The following is a 17594-nucleotide window of genomic DNA, read 5'->3' on the forward strand; positions in this document are numbered from 1 at the left end:
ATCAAGAAAAACTTAATCTACCTTTTTACTCATCTATTTAATACAATCTATGCTTTAAAAAGATTTCCTGAGAATCCATCTGATTTCTGCAAGAGTTGTTTGTAAACTTTTTCTTTGAGTGCAACTGTTTGATAAGTTCCGCTAATCCCACTGGATAAAAGAATTGGAATAATAGCATCATAATGATGGGATAATTCACGGAATAATTCAATTGTTTCACCAACTGCTGATTGTGAACTCGTTGGAAATACCTCTGATTTTTTACTTTTTCATAGAAATCGGCAGTTGTCAAATCTTGTTCTTTACGATAACTTTCTTGTCCAAAAATAACTGATAGTGGCAATACATGAATATCCCACTCACGGCGTTCTTCTGATGTCAAATACGCAGTACTATCCGTTACGATCGCAATTTTCCTTTTCTTAAAATTAGCAATCACATTGCTTTCTGTAGTATACCAAAAATATATATTAGGAGCAAACGTTGGAAATTAGCAGAGCCACAAAAAGGAGCTAGGCTTTCACCTAAACTCCTTAACACTAAAATTTTATTTTGTAAAAACTTCTTCTTTAAAACTATTTGTAGCTTGTAATAATTTTTTAAAGACTTTTTCTTTCAGTGAAACTGTGTTTGTATATGATTCTTTGCTTGTTCTAGCCATTTCTTCTTTATCTTTTTGAACTGCTTCTTGGAATAGTGTTTCCAATTGCGCATATGATGAAATGGTTTTTCCGTCTATCTCAAATTCATGTATCCCATCTTTAGCTTGGGCTACAACTTTTTTGAAATATGCCTTCTTCCAATCTTCTAAAGTATGGAATTCACCTTCAGAAATTTTTTCAATAATATAACTATCACTTAATACTTTATTTTCTTTTCGAGCTTCTGCACTATATTTATTTGATGCATAACCGACAAACCCTTTTTCATATCCATAGTATCCCCACAGACGGAATGTATTGTGTTTAAATGATAATGCTCCTGGAGAACCTTCACTCGTATTTCCTCCATAGATTCCTCCGGTAATTCGAACATTGACATATGCTGTTTGGAAGTCTTCCGGTTTATATAAACCATGGAAATCTCGATTTGTAATGAAATTGTTCGTAATTAAATCATCGACAGAATTTAGCGGTACTTGTTTATCAGTATCATTCAACGGACGAACATTGTCCCATTGATCTTTAGAGTTAGCTGGATTTCGAAGTTGTTTGTCCATCTTCTTGAACCATTTGTATTTTAATGCTGTATCCTGTTGTTTAACAACCGTATCCCCTTCTAAATAATCTAAGAGCATTAACGTATCATTATAGCCTTTCATATAATGATCAATTTCCTCACGTGATCTTAATTCGTTTGGATTTGTATTATACCATTGATTTCCATTGTTTGGACGAACGTAAGCCATATTCAATCCTAACGCTCCATATTCTCCTTGGTGCCCAATTTCAGAAGGCGATTGTAGCATTCCTTGCGCAAACGCTTCAACATTAGTTCCCGGACGATGTCTCCATCCACCTAAGTAAGCCATACGGTCGTTAACGTGTGTCGTTTCATGCGTAAAAGCTGAAATCCCAAACGGACTAATCATATTGGTAAGCATAAAGAATACTGATGCTTCAGGTCTATTCGGATCATCATAGATAGATGCCATTGCCCCCATACGTGTATCAGTATTATGATATGTTCCTGTCGGTCCGAACACTTCCCGAATCGGTGCAATTGCTGTTCCTTGATTTGAATACCCTAGACGATTTGCAGATACACCTGGATATAATTGATTATCCCAGACCGGAGTTGGTACTATATTTTTACTCTTCAACAGACGTTCTCGAACATTTGGTAACGCTAATCGAGACCAGAAGTCTAAGTACGCTTGTTGAGCTGTAGCCACCTTATCAATTTCCGGTTTAAATGCATTTCTTTCTTCTTCCGTCATCTTGCCATATTTCTCAAATGAACTAAAGGCTAATGTATTATAAGTTGAAATTAAGAACATATGCGCATTCTTTACGTTTAGAAGCGGTAAAATCATCTTAGCATGGGTACCATTATTCAATCCATCGTAAGCACGATGTTTCTTATCTTTAAAATCTTCCGTCGTTGTCTCTGGTTCCGAAACATATACATGATCTCTCGTTGCATCAATAAACCAATCATTCATATTATCAATATTTGTAAATAATTTACGATTATAATCTAAGAATTGATGTAAATTACCAGACAATGTATCCTTCGCTAAGACTTCACGGAATGCATCTTGCGTACGGTTCCCTTTGAGGTTATTCTCTTTTGAACCAATCTCAATCAATCGATCCAATACACTTACGTTTTTACCATAGAAATCTGGTTTGAATAACATTAATTCTTTAATATTTACCTCTCCAAATTTTACTCCGTAATAACGATGTAGATACGTTAATCCAAGAATTAAAGCCGCTTTATTCTTTTCAACTTTATCTAAAATCATTTGTTGTGCTACTAGAGAATCATTTAATTGATGATTTTCATTTTGAACTAACTTAGTCACTAGTTCTGTTAAGTTATTCTTCACATAATCAAAGCTTTCTTCTAAGTAAAGATTTTTTACTGCATCAAATCTTCCTGATCCCAGTCGGTTAAAGTGTTTATAAATAACATCTGATTGTAATTCAATCGGACTTAATTTTGAAACAATTCCATTCACTAAACCATCATAATTTTTTTGAACAATATTTAATGTATATTTAACTCCTAAATCTGTTACAGTGTATTCTTTAACATTACTTAATCCTTCTGTACTGCCAGATAGATTTAAGTATTCTTTTGTTCCATCCGCATAGTGAATCATAATTTTATTCACTTCTTCTAAATTTGTAACGAATTTTGTATCATGCATTGGTGTTACAGAAAGAACTTCTTTCGTATTTAAGTTATGTGATTTATCCAATTTATTAGCTTGATGTACAATATATTCTTTATTATAGAATGGTTGTAATTTTTCAAAATTCTTATATGCTAATTTATATTCATCGTTATAATCTTGGATTTGATCATAAGCAGAATTTTGAGACACTGTTGCGTTTAATGTAGCCACTAGTGATTTTTCGCTTTCAAAAGTATTAGCAGTAATATTATAGCTAGCTACTTTTTCATCAGCTTCTTCTTTTGTCAATTCAATTTGTTTATTAGGATATTTAGTGTATGACTTTTTACCTTCACTATATCCAGCTACACTGTATAATTTATCAATTTGTGGATGTGCATAATCATCATCAATATCATTTGAACCAAATAACATTTCTGCATTTTTCACTTTTACATAACTAACATTATCTTTTACTGTACCAAAAGGCCATGTCTTACTTGCAAACGCTCCAGTTTGTACTGGCGTAACTACATTAATCATTCCTTTGGCAACAGATTTGGTCAAGTTTCCTTTAGTTCCAGTTAAATAATCGCCTACCATTCCGTATTCAACATATGGAATTAGTGAGCTTGCTCTTACGTTATTACCTGTTAATGTTGCATCTACATAAGTTCTCGTTACAATGCCTCGATAATTTTTATCAGCAATACCACCTAACATAGAACCATTTGCATGTAATTTTCCGATGAATGCAACATTTTCAATGCGAGTTCCATCGTTCATATTATTAACAACACCCGCTACATTATTACGTCCAATAACAGAACCTGTAATTTTAACATCTTCAATGACAGAAGTGCCATTCATTGTATTTGCTATTGTAGCAACACCATCATCATTTTTACGATCGATATCGACATCTTCAAAATTAATATTTTTTATAGTAGCATTCTTAATAACATTGAATAAAGGTCGTTCTAACTCTGTAATAGCATAACGTTTTCCGTCTTCACTTAATAATTTTCCTGTAAATTCACTCGTGATATACGATTTTCCATTCGCAGATGCATTTCTAGCACTCATACTTTGACCTAATCGGTATTCTCCTGCTGGATCTTTTTGCATTGCTGAAACTAAATCTTCAAAATCATAATAAACATTTCCGTTAGCTGCAACTGATTTTTCAATGTAATGAGTATATTCAGATTCAAATGTTTGATCTTTTTGACGCCCAACTAAATTATCTGCTGTTGCAGTTACTTTATACATTTGTTTTCCATCAACGGTTACTTCTTCAATATTTTTCACTGCTAATAATGTTGATTTTTGATCATGTGAAGTAACTTTTAAGTAGTATTTACTCTTATCCTCTGGGATTGATTTTAATCTAGATTCATCCGTTTCTGTTTCTTGATCATATTTAATTAAATCAGTTCTTCGAATATCTTTGATTTCAACTTTTTTAAGATCTAATTGAATTTGTTTATCTTCTAATTTCTCAGTTTCTTCACCTTCTCCACGATCATAAACCATTGTAGTAGATAGGGTGTAACCTTGATAATATTTCAATTTGTCTAAAGTAGCGTTTAAATTATTTTCAGCTACCGTTACTTCTTTAACAAGTTGTCCATCTTTATCTTTTAATGCTAATTTGATGGATTTAATTTCTACTCCAGCTGGCTTAGTCAATGTATAACTAGCGGTAGCACTCTTCTTCAAGACATCTTTATCTGTTGTATTCCACTGTAATGTTGGTTTTTCTAAACCTTTTGTTCCTTGTTTGATAATTTTATCTTGAGGTTGTAAGATAACTTTTTCTTCTACTGTTGGAGCATCTTTTGTTTTTTCTCCACGAATCGTTTTATACGTCTTAGTAATTTGTTTCTTGCCATCTACACCTTCTTGAGCAACTTTAGTTGTTCCACGTTTTAAAGTGTCATCATCTTCTGTTTTTGTAGCGAAAGGAATGACTTCTTCTCTTGTTTCAATTGTTGTTCCTTCAACTGGTTTTGTTCCTTTTTTAACGACTTTAGAAACGGCAGGCGTTTTCACTTCTGTAGTTGTAGAAAGAACTTTATCTGTTTCCACACCTTCCACTGTTTCGTAAGTTATTTTCGTAACTTGGATACCTTTAGAACCAGGGGTTTCAACTACTTCTTCATCCACATATTTTGTGTCATCCGGAACTACTTCTGTTGTGAAATCTAATTCACTTTCGGTAGACTTCTCAACTGTACCTGTTGTTACTTTATATTCTGGGTTTACTTCTTGTACTGGTGCTTGACCTTCTTTGCCTTCTTCTTGCGTCCCTTTAGCTGTTTTGGTCTCCTCTTTTGGTTCTACAGTTTCTTCAGCCTTGGTATCTGGAGTTGACTCTTCTTGTTTCGGTGTTTCTTCCGCAGTCTTCTCTTCTTCAGGAGCTTCTGGTTGCTTTTCTGGAGAGACTGGTGCTGGTTCACCTACTTGTTCAACTTTTGGTTCCTCAGCTGGTTCCGTTTGTTTTTCTACAGCAGGCGTTGCAACTTTTGGTTCTTCAACAGGTTGATTAGCAGCCTCATCTTTTGTTTTTACTACTTCTGGCTGTGTATCTTCTTGTTTCGGTGTCTCTTCCGATACCTTATTCTCTTTAGGATCTTCTGGTTGTGATGATTCTTTTGGTATCCTTGGCTGCTCCGGTTGTGTAGGTTGCACGGGTTGTTCTGGGACTTTTGCTTGTTCTACTGGTGGTTCAACTTTTGATTCCTCAGCTGGTTTGTCTGATGGTTGACTTTCCGGTTTGACTGGTGTTTGTTCATCTGTTTTTGAATCAACTACTCCACTTACTTCTTCAACTGGAGCTAGTTCTGCTGAAGCTTCTTTATCATCTTTTCCTTTAGGGAGGGGCTTGTCAGTAGGTTTTACCTCCGATTTTAGTTCTTCCTTTGGACTTTCTTCTGTTTTAGGTGCTTCTTCTACTGAAACTTCCTCTACTCCTGCTTGGATTTCTACCCTAGGTTGTGCTTGACTACTTGTTACTTGGGGATTCTCAGCTTCGACTACAGTCACCTCTCCAGGTTTAGCTGAGGCTTCTTCTAAAACAGTGTCCAAGCCAAGCGTTTTGAGGATGTCACCTGATAGATAACCAACATAGCGATAGCCCTCCATTTCAACAACACCCTCTCGACTAGCCGGTGCTAGGGTCGCAACTGGGTCTACAGCCCCTGCACTAGGAAGAACTACCAATCCCATAGCTCCAACTAGAAAGGCGCTAGCAATTTTCTTTCTCTTGTAGATTAAAAGCAAGCTCCCAACAGTCAGCAAACCAAAAGCTGTCAAAACAGATGCTTCTGTCCCTGTTTGTGGCAGCTGGTCTTTTTGATACACCAAACCATATACAACTTCATTCCCATCAGGCTTTCCTGTCTGAATTAAATCTTTAGCTTCTTGTGAAATAACTTCTTTATCTACATAGTGATAGGTAGCTGCGTCCACTACAGAAGGAGCCATCAAAAGGCTTCCAAGAAATACAGAACCTACAACTCCCTTAATCTTACGAATTGAAAAACGGTCTTTTTTAAACACTTTCATCTCCTTTATTCATTCTCACGACTTTCTAATAGAATCTTGTGGATAGTGCGCACGCGCACCTCCGATTAATTTTGGACGACTAGCCAGTGCCGTTACATGGGCATGACCAATCTCTCTCAAAAGAGGACGAATTGGAACCTGAACATGCTTAACATGCATGCCAATTGCAGTATCTCCGATATCCAATCCAGCATGAGCCTTGATAAATTCAACCTCGACTGGATCCTGCATAAACTTGAAGGCTGCCAATTGACCTGAACCTCCTGCATGGAGAGTAGGAAGGACACTGACCATTTCCAGACCAAACTGCTCTGCCACCTGACGTTCAACAACGAGGGCTCGATTGACATGTTCACAACCTTGAACGGCTAAATGGATACCTCTACTACCTAGAATACCCAAGATAGTCTCCACTATCAGCTCACCAATCTCTTGACTGGATTCTTTCCCAATCTGACCACCTATCACCTCACTAGAAGATAGACCTAAAACAAAAAGGGCCCCCTGCTTTAAATTGGCCTTCTCTAAAACATCTTCTAATATCTGACGTGTTTCTCTTTGAATCTGTGTCTCGTTCATCTCTGCCACCTCTTTTGTCACTATCTATCATACCGTTTTTTCTTGTTTTTAGCAAGATAGACAACCTAGAAAGCTTGCCCAATTACGCATAAAACTCCCAGAATTGACTGGGAGTTAGCTAGTTTATATTCTATTTATGTATATTTCAACTGTCGTACCCTTTAAAGGGGCAGAATCGATCTTCATCTGGTAATTGGCTCCAAAATGAAGTTTGAGCCGTTGGTCAACATTTTGAAGACCAACTCCCCCACGTTTGAGGTTACTCTGACTACTATCGCCAGCAGTTTGGAAGCCAACTCCATCATCCTCAATGCGGATGACTAGTCCTCTATCCTGTTTCTGTACAGAAACTCTAATATGTCCCTGGCCTTCCTTCTCCTTGATGCCATGGTAAAGAGCATTTTCCACCAAGGGTTGTAACACCAACTTGGGCAATACTAGATTATCAAAGGCAGGATTTTCCTCAATTGCATATTCCAGTTTATCTCCATAACGCTGTTTCTGGATAAAGAGATACTGGCGGACATGATTGATTTCGTCAGAGAGACAAATCAAATCCTTGCCTTGATTGAGCGCTAGGCGGAAATAGGTTGCCAAAGACTTGGTCACCTGAACCACTCGCTGACTATCCTGAAATTCAGCCATCCAGATGATGGTGTCCAAGGTGTTATAGAGGAAATGTGGGTTAATCTGACTTGATAGAGCTTGAAGTTGGTACTGACGGGTCGTTTCTTCCTGCCTGCGAATATCTGCCATCAGCTGATCAACCTGATCCAACATGGCATTAAACTGACGAGACACTTCTCTCAGTTCATAGGCACCAGTTTCCCTGGCACGAAGATTCTGATTACCAGAAGCAATTTCCAGCATGGTTTCTCTCAAATCCTTCAAAGGAGCAATCCAGCGTTTAAGACTAAGCCACACCAAGCAGAGACAGACAAGAAGAGATGTGATACTAGCCCCAAGCAAGGTCCACAAGAGTTGATTCCGAACCTGGTCTAACTTCTCCAACGAAGACACACCAAGCACCGTCCAATCAGTTCCAGCAATCCTTTCCTGACTGACGTAGGATTTGTGATCTGGAGTATAGCCCTGCCCTGTCTCAATATAGGGTTTCATGGCCTCCATTTCGCTAGATGAGCTATAGACTGTATGTTTAGGATGATAAACAAATTCATGATTTTCATTGATGATAAAAGCAAATCCCTGCTGACCCAACTGTAGCTGGTTGAGATATGCTTCCAGAGTTTCATAAGAAATATCCAAACGAAGTACACCCAGATTGGCTCCCTTTGCATCAACAAGTTCTTGAGTGACAGAAATGACCCACTGACTATCTGATTTACGAGCTGGAGTCAAAACGGGCATGGCTCCCTGATGAATGGCCTTTTGGTACCAATCCTCAGCCATCATATCTGAGGAAGTTTTCATTTGCACACTGTCATCTGTAGAAATGACCTGACCGGATTTGGTCACCAGCACAACAGTTTTCAAGTCCTGATCTGCCTTTAAGATGGTCAAAAACAGATCTCGAATTCCCTTGATCTTGTCTTGACTGGGATTCTCAGCATAGGCTAGGACATCCGTCTGCTGGGTCAAACCGGTCGAGGTGGTTTCTAATTTTTTAATATAAGACTGAATAAAGTGGCTAGTCTGGCTGATGGTCGTTTGGCTGTTGCCCTCAATGGTGGCCTCAATGGCTGAAGAACTTGATTGATAGTAGAAAGTTCCAACCAGAGCTAGGAGAATGAGAAAGACCAGAAAGATGGAAATAACCATTCTAACTAAAAGAGAAGAACGCTTCATCGGCCTTCTCCCTTCTTAAACTGACGAGGTGTCACACCTGCAATCTGTTTAAAACGTTGGGTAAAATAGTTCATATCTTCAAAACCAACCTTTTCAGCTATCTCGTAAATCTTTAAATCTGTGGTCAGAAGCAAGAGCTTGGCTTGTTTGACACGTTCTCGCACCAGGTAATCCTGAAAAGGCAAACCTAACTCTTTCTTAATCAAAGAACTCAGATAAGTAGGGCTAAAACCCAAGTCACTGGCTAAAGACTTTAAACTAAACTGGCTATCAGACAGATGGGACTGGATTTTCTGGGCCATATTTCCTTCAAACTTATCGGTCAATAAATCTTGTAACTGCTCTTCTTTCTCTTCCTTGTCCAACTTTTGCTTGATTTTCCCCAACATTTCCTCAATATCCTGACGAGAAAAGGGCTTGAGCAGGTAGTCATCCACACCGAGTTTGACAGCAGACAGGGCATAATCAAAATCATCGTAGCCAGTCAAAAAGACCAAATGAACCTGAGGATAGGTTTCTCGGACCAGACTGGCTAACTGGATGCCATTTAGCTGAGGCATGTTGATATCGGTTAGAATGATATCTGGCACCTGCTTTTGTATCAATTCCCAAGCCTGTCTTCCATTTTCAGCTTGACCGATGATTTCCATATCGTAGGCTGCTACATTGACCAGCTTGGTCAAGCCTTGTCTTACCAGATATTCATCTTCTACGATTAAGATTGTGTAGGTCATGCTTCTCTCCTTTATCACTTACTAGTATCAGTATAGCAAAATTCTCCTTTAACTGCTTAGGAAAGACTTCTTATACTCAATGAAAATCAAAAAGTAAACTAGGAAGCTAGCCACAGGTTGCTCAAAGTACAGCTTTGAGGTTGTAGATGAAACTGACGAAATCAGCTCAAAGTGCAGCTTTTGGGTTGCAGATAAAACTGACGAAGTCAGCTCAAAGTGCAGCTTTTGGATTGCAGATAAAACTGACGAAGTCAGCTCAAAACACTGTTTTGAGGTTGTGGATAGAGAGACTGGGCAAAAGTCTTTTAAATTAGAAAACGCATAGTATCAGGTGTTAAAATACTTGATATTATGTGTTTTATTGTTAGAAAATTTGCTTTATTTTCTCCTCAAATTGAGTTTTTGCCCAGTCTCAACCCTACCCACGGTAAGGCGACGCTGACGTGGTTTAAAGCGATTTTCGAAGAGTATTAATCAACATAATCTAATAAATAAGCGTAGCCTTTTTCTTCCATTTGGTCTTTGGGAATAAAGCGGATAGAGAGGCTATTGATACAGTAGCGCAAGCCACCTTTGTCCTGTGGACCGTCCGTAAAGACATGGCCAAGGTGAGAATCTCCTACTCGGCTCCGCACTTCCATGCGTGTCATATTGTAGGACTTATCTTCCTTGTAAGTGGCAACATCTGGACTGATTGGTTGGGTAAAACTAGGCCAACCACAACCAGATTCAAACTTGTCCTTTGATGAAAAGAGGGGTTCGCCAGTTGCTACATCCACATAGATACCAGATTCAAATTTATCCCAGTAGCGGTTTGAGAAAGCTCGTTCGGTTTGATTTTTCTGGGTAACTGCATACTCCTCAGGTGACAGGGTCTTTTTCAATTCCTCATCACTTGGTTTTGGGTATTTGCTGGCATCGATGACAGGGTAGGCAGCCTGATTGACATTGATATGGCAGTAGCCATTTGGATTTTTCTTGAGATAGTCTTGGTGGTAATCCTCAGCCACCACGAAATTCTGCAAGACCTCCTTTTCAACTGCTAGAGGTTGATCGTATTTCTTAGCCACCTCATCAAAGACTTGGTTGATTACCTCCAAATCCTTGTCATCTGTGTAATAAACACCGGTACGGTACTGGGTCCCCACGTCATTTCCTTGTTTATTTTTGCTGGTTGGATTGATAATGCGGAAATAGTGAAGCAGGATTTCCTTGAGGGAAATTTGATTGGCATCATAAGTAACATGGACAGTCTCCGCATGTCCTGTTTGGTTAATCAATTCGTACTTAGTTGTTTCCCCTCTACCATTTGCATAGCCTGAAACGGCATCTGTCACTCCGGGAACGCGGGAGAAGTATTCCTCCACTCCCCAGAAACAACCTCCAGCTAGATAAATTTCGTGCAAGTCTGCGTCTTTACTAATTTCTGTTTTTTTCACTGTTTTTCCTCCTTGGCTGACTGCCGCTTTCTCAATTTGCGAGGCATCTGTCTGCCCTGCATTTCGCATCAATAGAAAATAGAAACCGGTTATGGCTAGGAAAAATACTCCTAGCAACAAGATGATTTTTAGCTTATCATTCATAGGACACCTCCTAGGCTAATTCCTTCAAAGTTTGCAAAATCGCATCTTTTTCCATAAAACCTGGTTGGGTTTTGACCAATTTTCCTTCACCATCTATAAAGGCTTGAGTTGGGTAGGAACGAACACCATAAGTTTCCAAAAGTTTGCCTGATGGGTCAACTAGGACTGGGAAATTTTTATAATCCAATCCCTTATACCAATTCTTAAAGTCCGCTTCAGATTGCTCTCCCTTATGTCCTGGTGACACTACTGTCAAGACCACATAGTCGTCGCCAGCTTCTTTAGCAATTTCATCCGTATCTGGAAGACTAGCCAGACAGATGGAACACCAAGAAGCCCAGAATTTGAGATAGACTTTCTTGCCCTTGTAATCAGACAAGCGATAGGTCTTGCCATCTACTCCAGTTAGCTCAAAATCAGCCACTTCTTTCCCTTTAGCCGTGCTTGTTGTACTAGCTGTCTGCTCCATCTTCATTTCATCTTTCATTTGGTGTTCACTGGTCATGGACTTGCCTGAACAAGCCGTCAAACAAAGGAGCGAACCTGCTCCAAGAACACATGTTTGCCATTTTTTCATACTGATATTCCTTTCCATTTTATTCAAATAATTGACTTAAAATTGAAGCATTTCCAAACAGAACCAAGAGTCCCATCACAATAATGAGAAACCCACCCACTTTTTTGAGGATTCCGAGGTAAGGATGGAGTTTTCGAAAATGTTTCAAAACATAACTAGAGGCCAGAGCTAGGAGCAAGAATGGTAGCGCTAGACCCAGCGTATAGATTAACATGAGACCCGCTCCCTGCCAAGCACCTGAACCACCTGAAGCCGCCAAGGCTAAAACAGACCCCAGAACCGGCCCCACACAAGGTGTCCAAGCAAAACTAAAGGTCAAACCCAATAAAAATGCCTGACTATAGCCCTTACCATTTTGCCCCTGTCCTTGCAGTTGTAACCTCTTTTCCTTATAAAGCCCCTTAAAGTGTAGAATCTCCATCTGGTGCAAGCCTAAGAGAATGATAACCGCACCCGTCACATATTGGAACCAAGAAGCATAAAGCAAATCGCCTAAAAAACCAGCTCCATAACCTAGTAAGATAAAAATAAAGGAAATTCCTGCTATAAAGGCCAGCGTTCGCAATAAACTAGTAACTGAGATGGAAAATTTGCCACTAGAAGCCTGAGCACCATCCTTATCATCTAGTAACACCCCTGCATAGACCGGTAACAAAGGTAAGATACAAGGAGAAAAGAAGGATAGAATCCCTGCCAAAAAGACACTTAGAAAAAAGAAAATATGACCCATAAAGTTCCTCCTATCATTTTATTGATAGATTTATTATACTCCTTCCATTTTCGAAAAAACAGGGACAATGATAGGGAAAAATAGGAATTTAATCAGGTTATGTAAAAAATGTTGCAAAAAAAAGTCAGACAAGGTCTGACTTTGATAGATACAGAAAAGAAAATCACCTGTCTTCCCTACTTATCTGATAATAAATAAGGTCCGCAAGATAGCCTTTTCTCTCTACACCATTGCTAATAGTCTTTAGATAGGACATTCCAGCCTTCTCCATGACACGACCTGAAGCTGGATTGAGACTGGCATATCGAGCTCTAACTTTTTGAAAACCTGCTTGAGTAAAACAGAAGTCCAAGACAGCTTTCAAGGCCTCCGTCATCATACCATGACCCCAGTACTTCTTGCCTAACACATAGCCAATTTCACAAGAAGAATTGTTCTCATCTATTGCAACGATGCTGATATCTCCTATCACTTGCTCTGGGTTCTCTTTGAGACAAATGGCCCATTTGTAATAGTTAGGATTGGTATAGGAGGCAACCCAATTTCGAATGGAGTTTCGAGTGACCTCGACATCAGGATGGGGATCCCAAGTGACGTAGGTTAGATTCTCAGCAGACGAAGCCCAATTTTGAAACATAGCTTCTGCATCACTCTCCACAAATCTTCTCAAGATCAAACGGTCTGTCTGTAATGTTTGCATACCGATAGCTTTCATGATTCCACCTCACTTTCTGATAAGTGATTCTCTGCCCAAGCTCAATTTAAATTTAATTTGCTTTTAAATTTCAAGATAATAAGCTAAAAAGGTCCCCCGGACCTTCCTCGCTCACTTATTTCTAGGCTCAGGGTAAAAAGACTAAACTCAATAATAACTAAAAAACAAGTTTTTCATCTAGTTCCTTGACGCAGTCGCTGTCTGGTTTGAAATGCGCTCTAGCAAGCTTTTTCAAACCTAGTCATCGTTGCGGGGGTGAGACAACGGAATCGAACTCTTCGAGTTACCGATTCCTGTCTCACTTTCCTATTTTTAGACTCGGGCTGAAAACCTCCACTGGAGGTTTTCACTCCCAAAAGTCATCAAAGACGGTGATGGGTAGGTGGCGTTTGTGTTGGCCTTTATGCCACCAGTTTTCAATGGTCGCTTGGGCTTCTGGGCTGATTGTTTTGCCTTCTAGGTAGTCGTCAATCTCTTCATAAGTGACTCCGAGGGCTACTTCGTCAGCTAGGCCTGGTTTGTCTTCTTCCAGGTCTGCCGTTGGGATTTTTTCATAAAGGGCTGGGTCTGCACCAAGTTCCTGTAAGAGTTGTTTTCCTTGGCGTTTATTGAGGCGATAAAGAGGGAGAATATCCGCACCACCGTCACCAAACTTGGTAAAGAAACCTGTGATATTTTCCGCAGCATGGTCTGTTCCAATAACCGCTCCGCTATGGGCACCAGCAAGGGCATACTGAGCAATCATACGGCAACGAGCCTTGATATTGCCCTTGTTGAAGTCTGAAACAGGGCTACCTGTCGCTTCAACTGCTGCCGTCATGGCATCAGCTGATTCCTTGATATTCACAACCAAGCTGATATCTGGTTGGATGAAAGCAAGAGCTTTTTGAGCATCTGCTTCATCAGCTTGCACTCCGTATGGCAGGCGGATAGCGATAAATTTGTAGCTGTCATCTCCCGTTTCAGCTCGCAGTTCTTCCATAGCTAATTGAGCTAATCGACCTGCCAAGGTCGAGTCTTGTCCCCCAGAAATCCCTAGCACAAAAGTTTTAAGAAAGGGATGTTTTTTCAGGTATCTCTTTAAGAAATCAATGGAACGACGGATTTCTTCCTGGGCATCAATCACTGGTTTGACACCCAGCTCTTGGATAATCGTTTCTTGCAAACTCATTCTTCTTCTCCTTCACCAAGGGCTTCCTTGCGCATCTTATCAATCAAGTCCATCTTATCTTGCCATACATCACGCGCCAAATCCACTGGATAGTGCTGCGGATTGAGCACGCGCTTGTACTCATCCCACAACTTGTCAAATTCCTTACGGGCATAAGCCTGAATCTCAGTCAAACTAGGCAGGTTGTAAATCAATTTCCCGTCTTTGAAGATATCCACTAAGAGAGGAACAGCGTCAAAATTACGAACCGTCTTCTTGATGTAAGTATAGGTCGGATGGAACATCTTGATTTCTGTCATGCTGGCAACATCTACACCATCATAAGTGATATAATCGCCTTCTGACTTTCCTTTTTCACGACTGGTAATGCGCCACACCTGCTTCTTACCTGGCGTAGACACTTTTTCCGCATTATTAGACAGCTTAATCGTATTGCGCATGTTCCCATTTTCATCTTCGATCGCAACAATCTTATAAACTGCCCCAAGAGCTGGCTGATCATAGGCTGTAATCAGCTTGGTTCCCACACCCCAGACATCAATCTTGGCCTTTTGCATCTTGAGGTTGAGGATAGTATTTTCGTCCAAATCATTAGAAGCATAAATCTTAGCCTCTGTAAATCCAGCCTCGTCCAGTTGCTGACGAACTTTCTTGGAAATGTAGGCAATATCCCCTGAGTCAATCCGCACACCCATAAAGTTAATCTGGTCACCCAGCTCACGCGCCACTTGAATGGCAGCTGGCACACCAATACGAAGGGTGTCATAGGTATCCACAAGAAAAACGCAATTTTTGTGGGTCGCAGCATAAGCCTTGAAAGCCTCATAATCATTGCCATAAACCTGCACCAAGGAATGGGCATGGGTCCCCAAGACAGGAATGTCAAAGAGTTTACCAGCACGCACGTTGCTAGTTCCATTGGCACCACCAATCACCGCTGCGCGTGTTCCCCAGATAGCCGCATCCATCTCTTGCGCCCGACGTGTCCCAAACTCCATCAAGGGTTCATCTTCAATAACCGAACGAATACGAGCTGCCTTAGTCGCCACCAAGGTCTGGTAGTTGACGATGTTCAAAAGAGCCGTTTCGACCAACTGACATTGGGCTAGAGAGCCTTCAACTTGCACAATCGGTTCATTAGCAAAAACCAAGTCCCCTTCTTGGGCAGAACGAACGGTTAACTCCAACTTGAAATTGCGGAGGTAATCCAAGAACGCCCCATGATAACCAAGCGACTCCAAATAGGCAATATCACTATCTGAAAAACGCAGGTCTTCAAGATAACTCACAATTCTTTCCAAACCAGCAAAAACCGCATAGCCGTTCTTAAAAGGCTGTTGTCGGAAATAAACCTCAAAGACCGCCTTCTTATTGTGAATTCCTTGGTCAAAGTAAACCTGCATCATGTTGATCTGGTACAAGTCCGTGTGCAATGTCAAACTATCATCTGGATACATACTTTTCCTACTTCCTTAGCTAGAAACCCATGAAAATTTTCAAGAACTTTCATGTATTCCAATAAATTAGTACTATTATATCACATTTTAGCTGGATTGAGAAAAGAGTAACAAGCTATTCTCCACTCTCCAGTTCATCCATGTCTTGTTCAAATTTTTTCTGGGCCCATTCGCCATAACTCTTTAGACCAAGATTACCAATAAAAACCCAAGGAAGGTAAATGACATAAGTAATGACCCAAGCAGACAGGTATTTAACGTTCAAAGGATTGTGCTGATAAATTTCTATGTTGAATTGATAATTCTGCAACATCAAGAGAGTTGTAATAGCCAATGTTAAGAAAAAACAACCCAAAATCGTAAAATGAAAACGACTATAATAGGTCACTCCCAAATAACGGGCACGATTGAAAAAGAAGAAAATTCCTACTATCAGGGTATAGACTAGAAAATTCGGATTAAAAAGAGATGGAGCCAACACTGCCACCAAATAGCTTAGAAGTACAAGCCCAATAAAGAGTGAAAAAGACTCTGCCCCAGCTTTATTGATTAGTTGTTCTTCTCTTTCGTCAAGTAATTGATAATGAATAAATTTATTTACCATCTTCTTCCTCCCAAAATAGTTGGTCTAGGGTTTTCCCTAAACATCTGCAAATGGACTGGCAGAGCGAGAGACTGGGATTGTATTTCCCAGCCTCTATCAAACCAATAGTCTGGCGCGTCACCCCCACAGCCTCTGCCAATTGACCTTGAGTTAAATCAAGCTCTACCCGAGCTAATTTTAATTTTAAATTTTTAGACACCTGCGTCCTCCTTATAGTTTTAAAAAGTTGCGCCTCTTTTCAACATTATTGTATCATATATTTAACGTAATGCAATATATAAATGTCATTTTGTAAAATTTTATTAACAAAAAAACTCTCTACCATAAAACATAGAGAGTGTTACGTTTAAATATAGGATTTCAAAATATCGACGACATCACTTCTTTTCTTAACCTGATAGGACTTGATTCCCAATTTCTCAACTGCGATTGTATTGTCCTCCATATCGTCTAAAAAGACATAATTTGTAGGATTTAACTGGTATTTATCGAGAAGCCCCTTCATACTTATGTCAAGACCCCCTCTTTGCCTTATGCTTTCATATTCTACTTACAAATCCTTTTGGTAATAAAATCTTTGCCCTGTGTAGGGATAGTCTTGCAAAGCAAAGACTTCCTTGTAGCCATGTTTCTGATAAAAATCTGGCGCCTGAAACTGGTAAGTATTGACAAAAGCAAAACGACAGTTTCGATTCTTAGCTTCAGTTTCTGCTTGCTTCAATAGTTTTGAACCGATTCCTTGCCCTCTCAGTTCCTCTTTTACAAATAAATACTCGATTTCTAGCCAATTTCCAAAAGTCTCTGCTATCAAACCTGCAAGGTGATTGCTCTTTTCATCTTCAACATAAAGATTCAATGGCTCACTTTCAGCCTCTTCTCTTTTGGAACGGTTATAAGCACGAATCAAATTACCAATTTCTTGCGCCTTCTGGGATTCCTTATTTTCCAATCTAAAGTACATCCAAACCTCCTCGAAAACTGATACAACTTGTATTATAGTCCTATTTCAATAGACTGTCAAACTAGAAAAAACCCACCAACAAGATAACTCACAATTCTTTCCAAACCAGCAAAAACCGCATAGCCATTCTTAAAAGGCTGTTGGCGGAAATAAACCTCAAAGACCGCCTTTTTATTGTGAATTCCTTGGTCAAAGTAAACCTGCATCATGTTGATCTGGTACAAGTCCGTGTGCAATGTCAAACTATCATCTGGATACATAC

General features: G+C 39.6%; 15 protein-coding genes and 2 pseudogenes. 1 reads left to right on the forward strand and 16 read right to left on the reverse strand.

Features of this window, described 5'->3' with window-relative positions; genetic code table 11:
* Positions 1-47: 47 nt before the first annotated feature.
* The 5 genes and pseudogenes from PCY12_RS10285 to PCY12_RS00800 all read right to left on the reverse strand — a co-directional run bounded on the left by PCY12_RS10285 (position 48) and on the right by PCY12_RS00800 (position 9534).
* Positions 48-439 (reverse strand): annotated as a pseudogene (locus PCY12_RS10285) (DegV family protein).
* 108 nt (positions 440-547) lie between these two features.
* Positions 548-6409: a ZmpA/ZmpB/ZmpC family metallo-endopeptidase gene (locus PCY12_RS00785; protein ID WP_301351110.1), complete on the reverse strand. Its 5862-nt coding sequence runs from the start codon at positions 6407-6409 to the stop codon at positions 548-550.
* A 21-nt stretch (positions 6410-6430) separates the two neighbouring features.
* Entirely contained in the window at positions 6431-6994 is a 564-nt protein-coding gene (locus PCY12_RS00790) for a TIGR01440 family protein (protein WP_301351111.1), read from the reverse strand.
* Between the two features lie 123 nt (positions 6995-7117).
* Complete coding sequence (locus PCY12_RS00795; RefSeq protein ID WP_301351112.1) at positions 7118-8800, reverse strand: sensor histidine kinase; 1683 nt, start codon at positions 8798-8800, stop codon at positions 7118-7120.
* Positions 8797-9534 (reverse strand): response regulator transcription factor, encoded by a 738-nt coding sequence (locus tag PCY12_RS00800; protein WP_301351113.1) that lies wholly within the window; start codon positions 9532-9534, stop codon positions 8797-8799. Before PCY12_RS00800 ends, PCY12_RS00795 begins: the two co-directional genes overlap by 4 nt.
* A 146-nt stretch (positions 9535-9680) precedes the next feature.
* Between PCY12_RS00800 and PCY12_RS00805 the strand changes: the two genes are divergently transcribed.
* Positions 9681-9848 carry a hypothetical protein gene (locus PCY12_RS00805; RefSeq protein WP_301351114.1) on the forward strand — a complete coding sequence of 56 codons (168 nt, stop codon included), beginning with the start codon at positions 9681-9683 and terminating at the stop codon, positions 9846-9848.
* Positions 9849-10004: 156 nt separating this feature from the next.
* Here the strand turns inward: PCY12_RS00805 and msrB are convergent, their stop codons facing one another.
* The 11 genes and pseudogenes from msrB to PCY12_RS00860 form a co-directional block, all read right to left on the reverse strand.
* Entirely contained in the window at positions 10005-11117 is a 1113-nt protein-coding gene (gene msrB, locus PCY12_RS00810) for a peptide-methionine (R)-S-oxide reductase MsrB (RefSeq protein WP_301351115.1), read from the reverse strand.
* A gap of 10 nt (positions 11118-11127) precedes the next feature.
* Positions 11128-11694 carry a redoxin family protein gene (locus PCY12_RS00815; protein WP_301351116.1) on the reverse strand — a complete coding sequence of 189 codons (567 nt, stop codon included), beginning with the start codon at positions 11692-11694 and terminating at the stop codon, positions 11128-11130.
* A gap of 19 nt (positions 11695-11713) precedes the next feature.
* On the reverse strand, positions 11714-12424 hold the full coding sequence (gene ccdA2 / locus PCY12_RS00820; protein WP_301351117.1) for a thiol-disulfide oxidoreductase-associated membrane protein CcdA2: 711 nt from the start codon (positions 12422-12424) through the stop codon (positions 11714-11716).
* 163 nt (positions 12425-12587) lie between these two features.
* Positions 12588-13139, reverse strand: a complete 552-nt coding sequence (locus PCY12_RS00825) for a GNAT family N-acetyltransferase (protein WP_301351118.1) — start codon at positions 13137-13139, stop codon at positions 12588-12590.
* 346 nt (positions 13140-13485) lie between these two features.
* Positions 13486-14310, reverse strand: a complete 825-nt coding sequence (nadE, locus tag PCY12_RS00830) for an ammonia-dependent NAD(+) synthetase (RefSeq protein WP_173233308.1) — start codon at positions 14308-14310, stop codon at positions 13486-13488.
* A complete protein-coding gene (locus PCY12_RS00835; RefSeq protein ID WP_301351119.1) occupies positions 14307-15767 on the reverse strand; it encodes a nicotinate phosphoribosyltransferase in 1461 nt (486 codons plus the stop codon). Before PCY12_RS00835 ends, nadE begins: the two co-directional genes overlap by 4 nt.
* Positions 15768-15882: 115 nt before the next feature.
* Positions 15883-16371: a DUF6773 family protein gene (locus PCY12_RS00840; protein ID WP_301351120.1), complete on the reverse strand. Its 489-nt coding sequence runs from the start codon at positions 16369-16371 to the stop codon at positions 15883-15885.
* A complete protein-coding gene (locus tag PCY12_RS00845; RefSeq protein WP_301351121.1) occupies positions 16361-16570 on the reverse strand; it encodes a helix-turn-helix transcriptional regulator in 210 nt (69 codons plus the stop codon). Before PCY12_RS00845 ends, PCY12_RS00840 begins: the two co-directional genes overlap by 11 nt.
* Positions 16571-16717: 147 nt before the next feature.
* A complete protein-coding gene (locus PCY12_RS00850; protein WP_301351122.1) occupies positions 16718-16876 on the reverse strand; it encodes a hypothetical protein in 159 nt (52 codons plus the stop codon).
* Between the two features lie 45 nt (positions 16877-16921).
* Positions 16922-17332 carry a GNAT family N-acetyltransferase gene (locus tag PCY12_RS00855; RefSeq protein ID WP_301351123.1) on the reverse strand — a complete coding sequence of 137 codons (411 nt, stop codon included), beginning with the start codon at positions 17330-17332 and terminating at the stop codon, positions 16922-16924.
* Between the two features lie 80 nt (positions 17333-17412).
* A pseudogene (locus PCY12_RS00860) lies at positions 17413-17592 on the reverse strand (nicotinate phosphoribosyltransferase); the annotation flags it as partial.
* Positions 17593-17594: the final 2 nt, after the last annotated feature.

This window comes from Streptococcus sp. SPS1, assembly GCF_030439915.1.
GTDB lineage: Bacteria > Bacillota > Bacilli > Lactobacillales > Streptococcaceae > Streptococcus.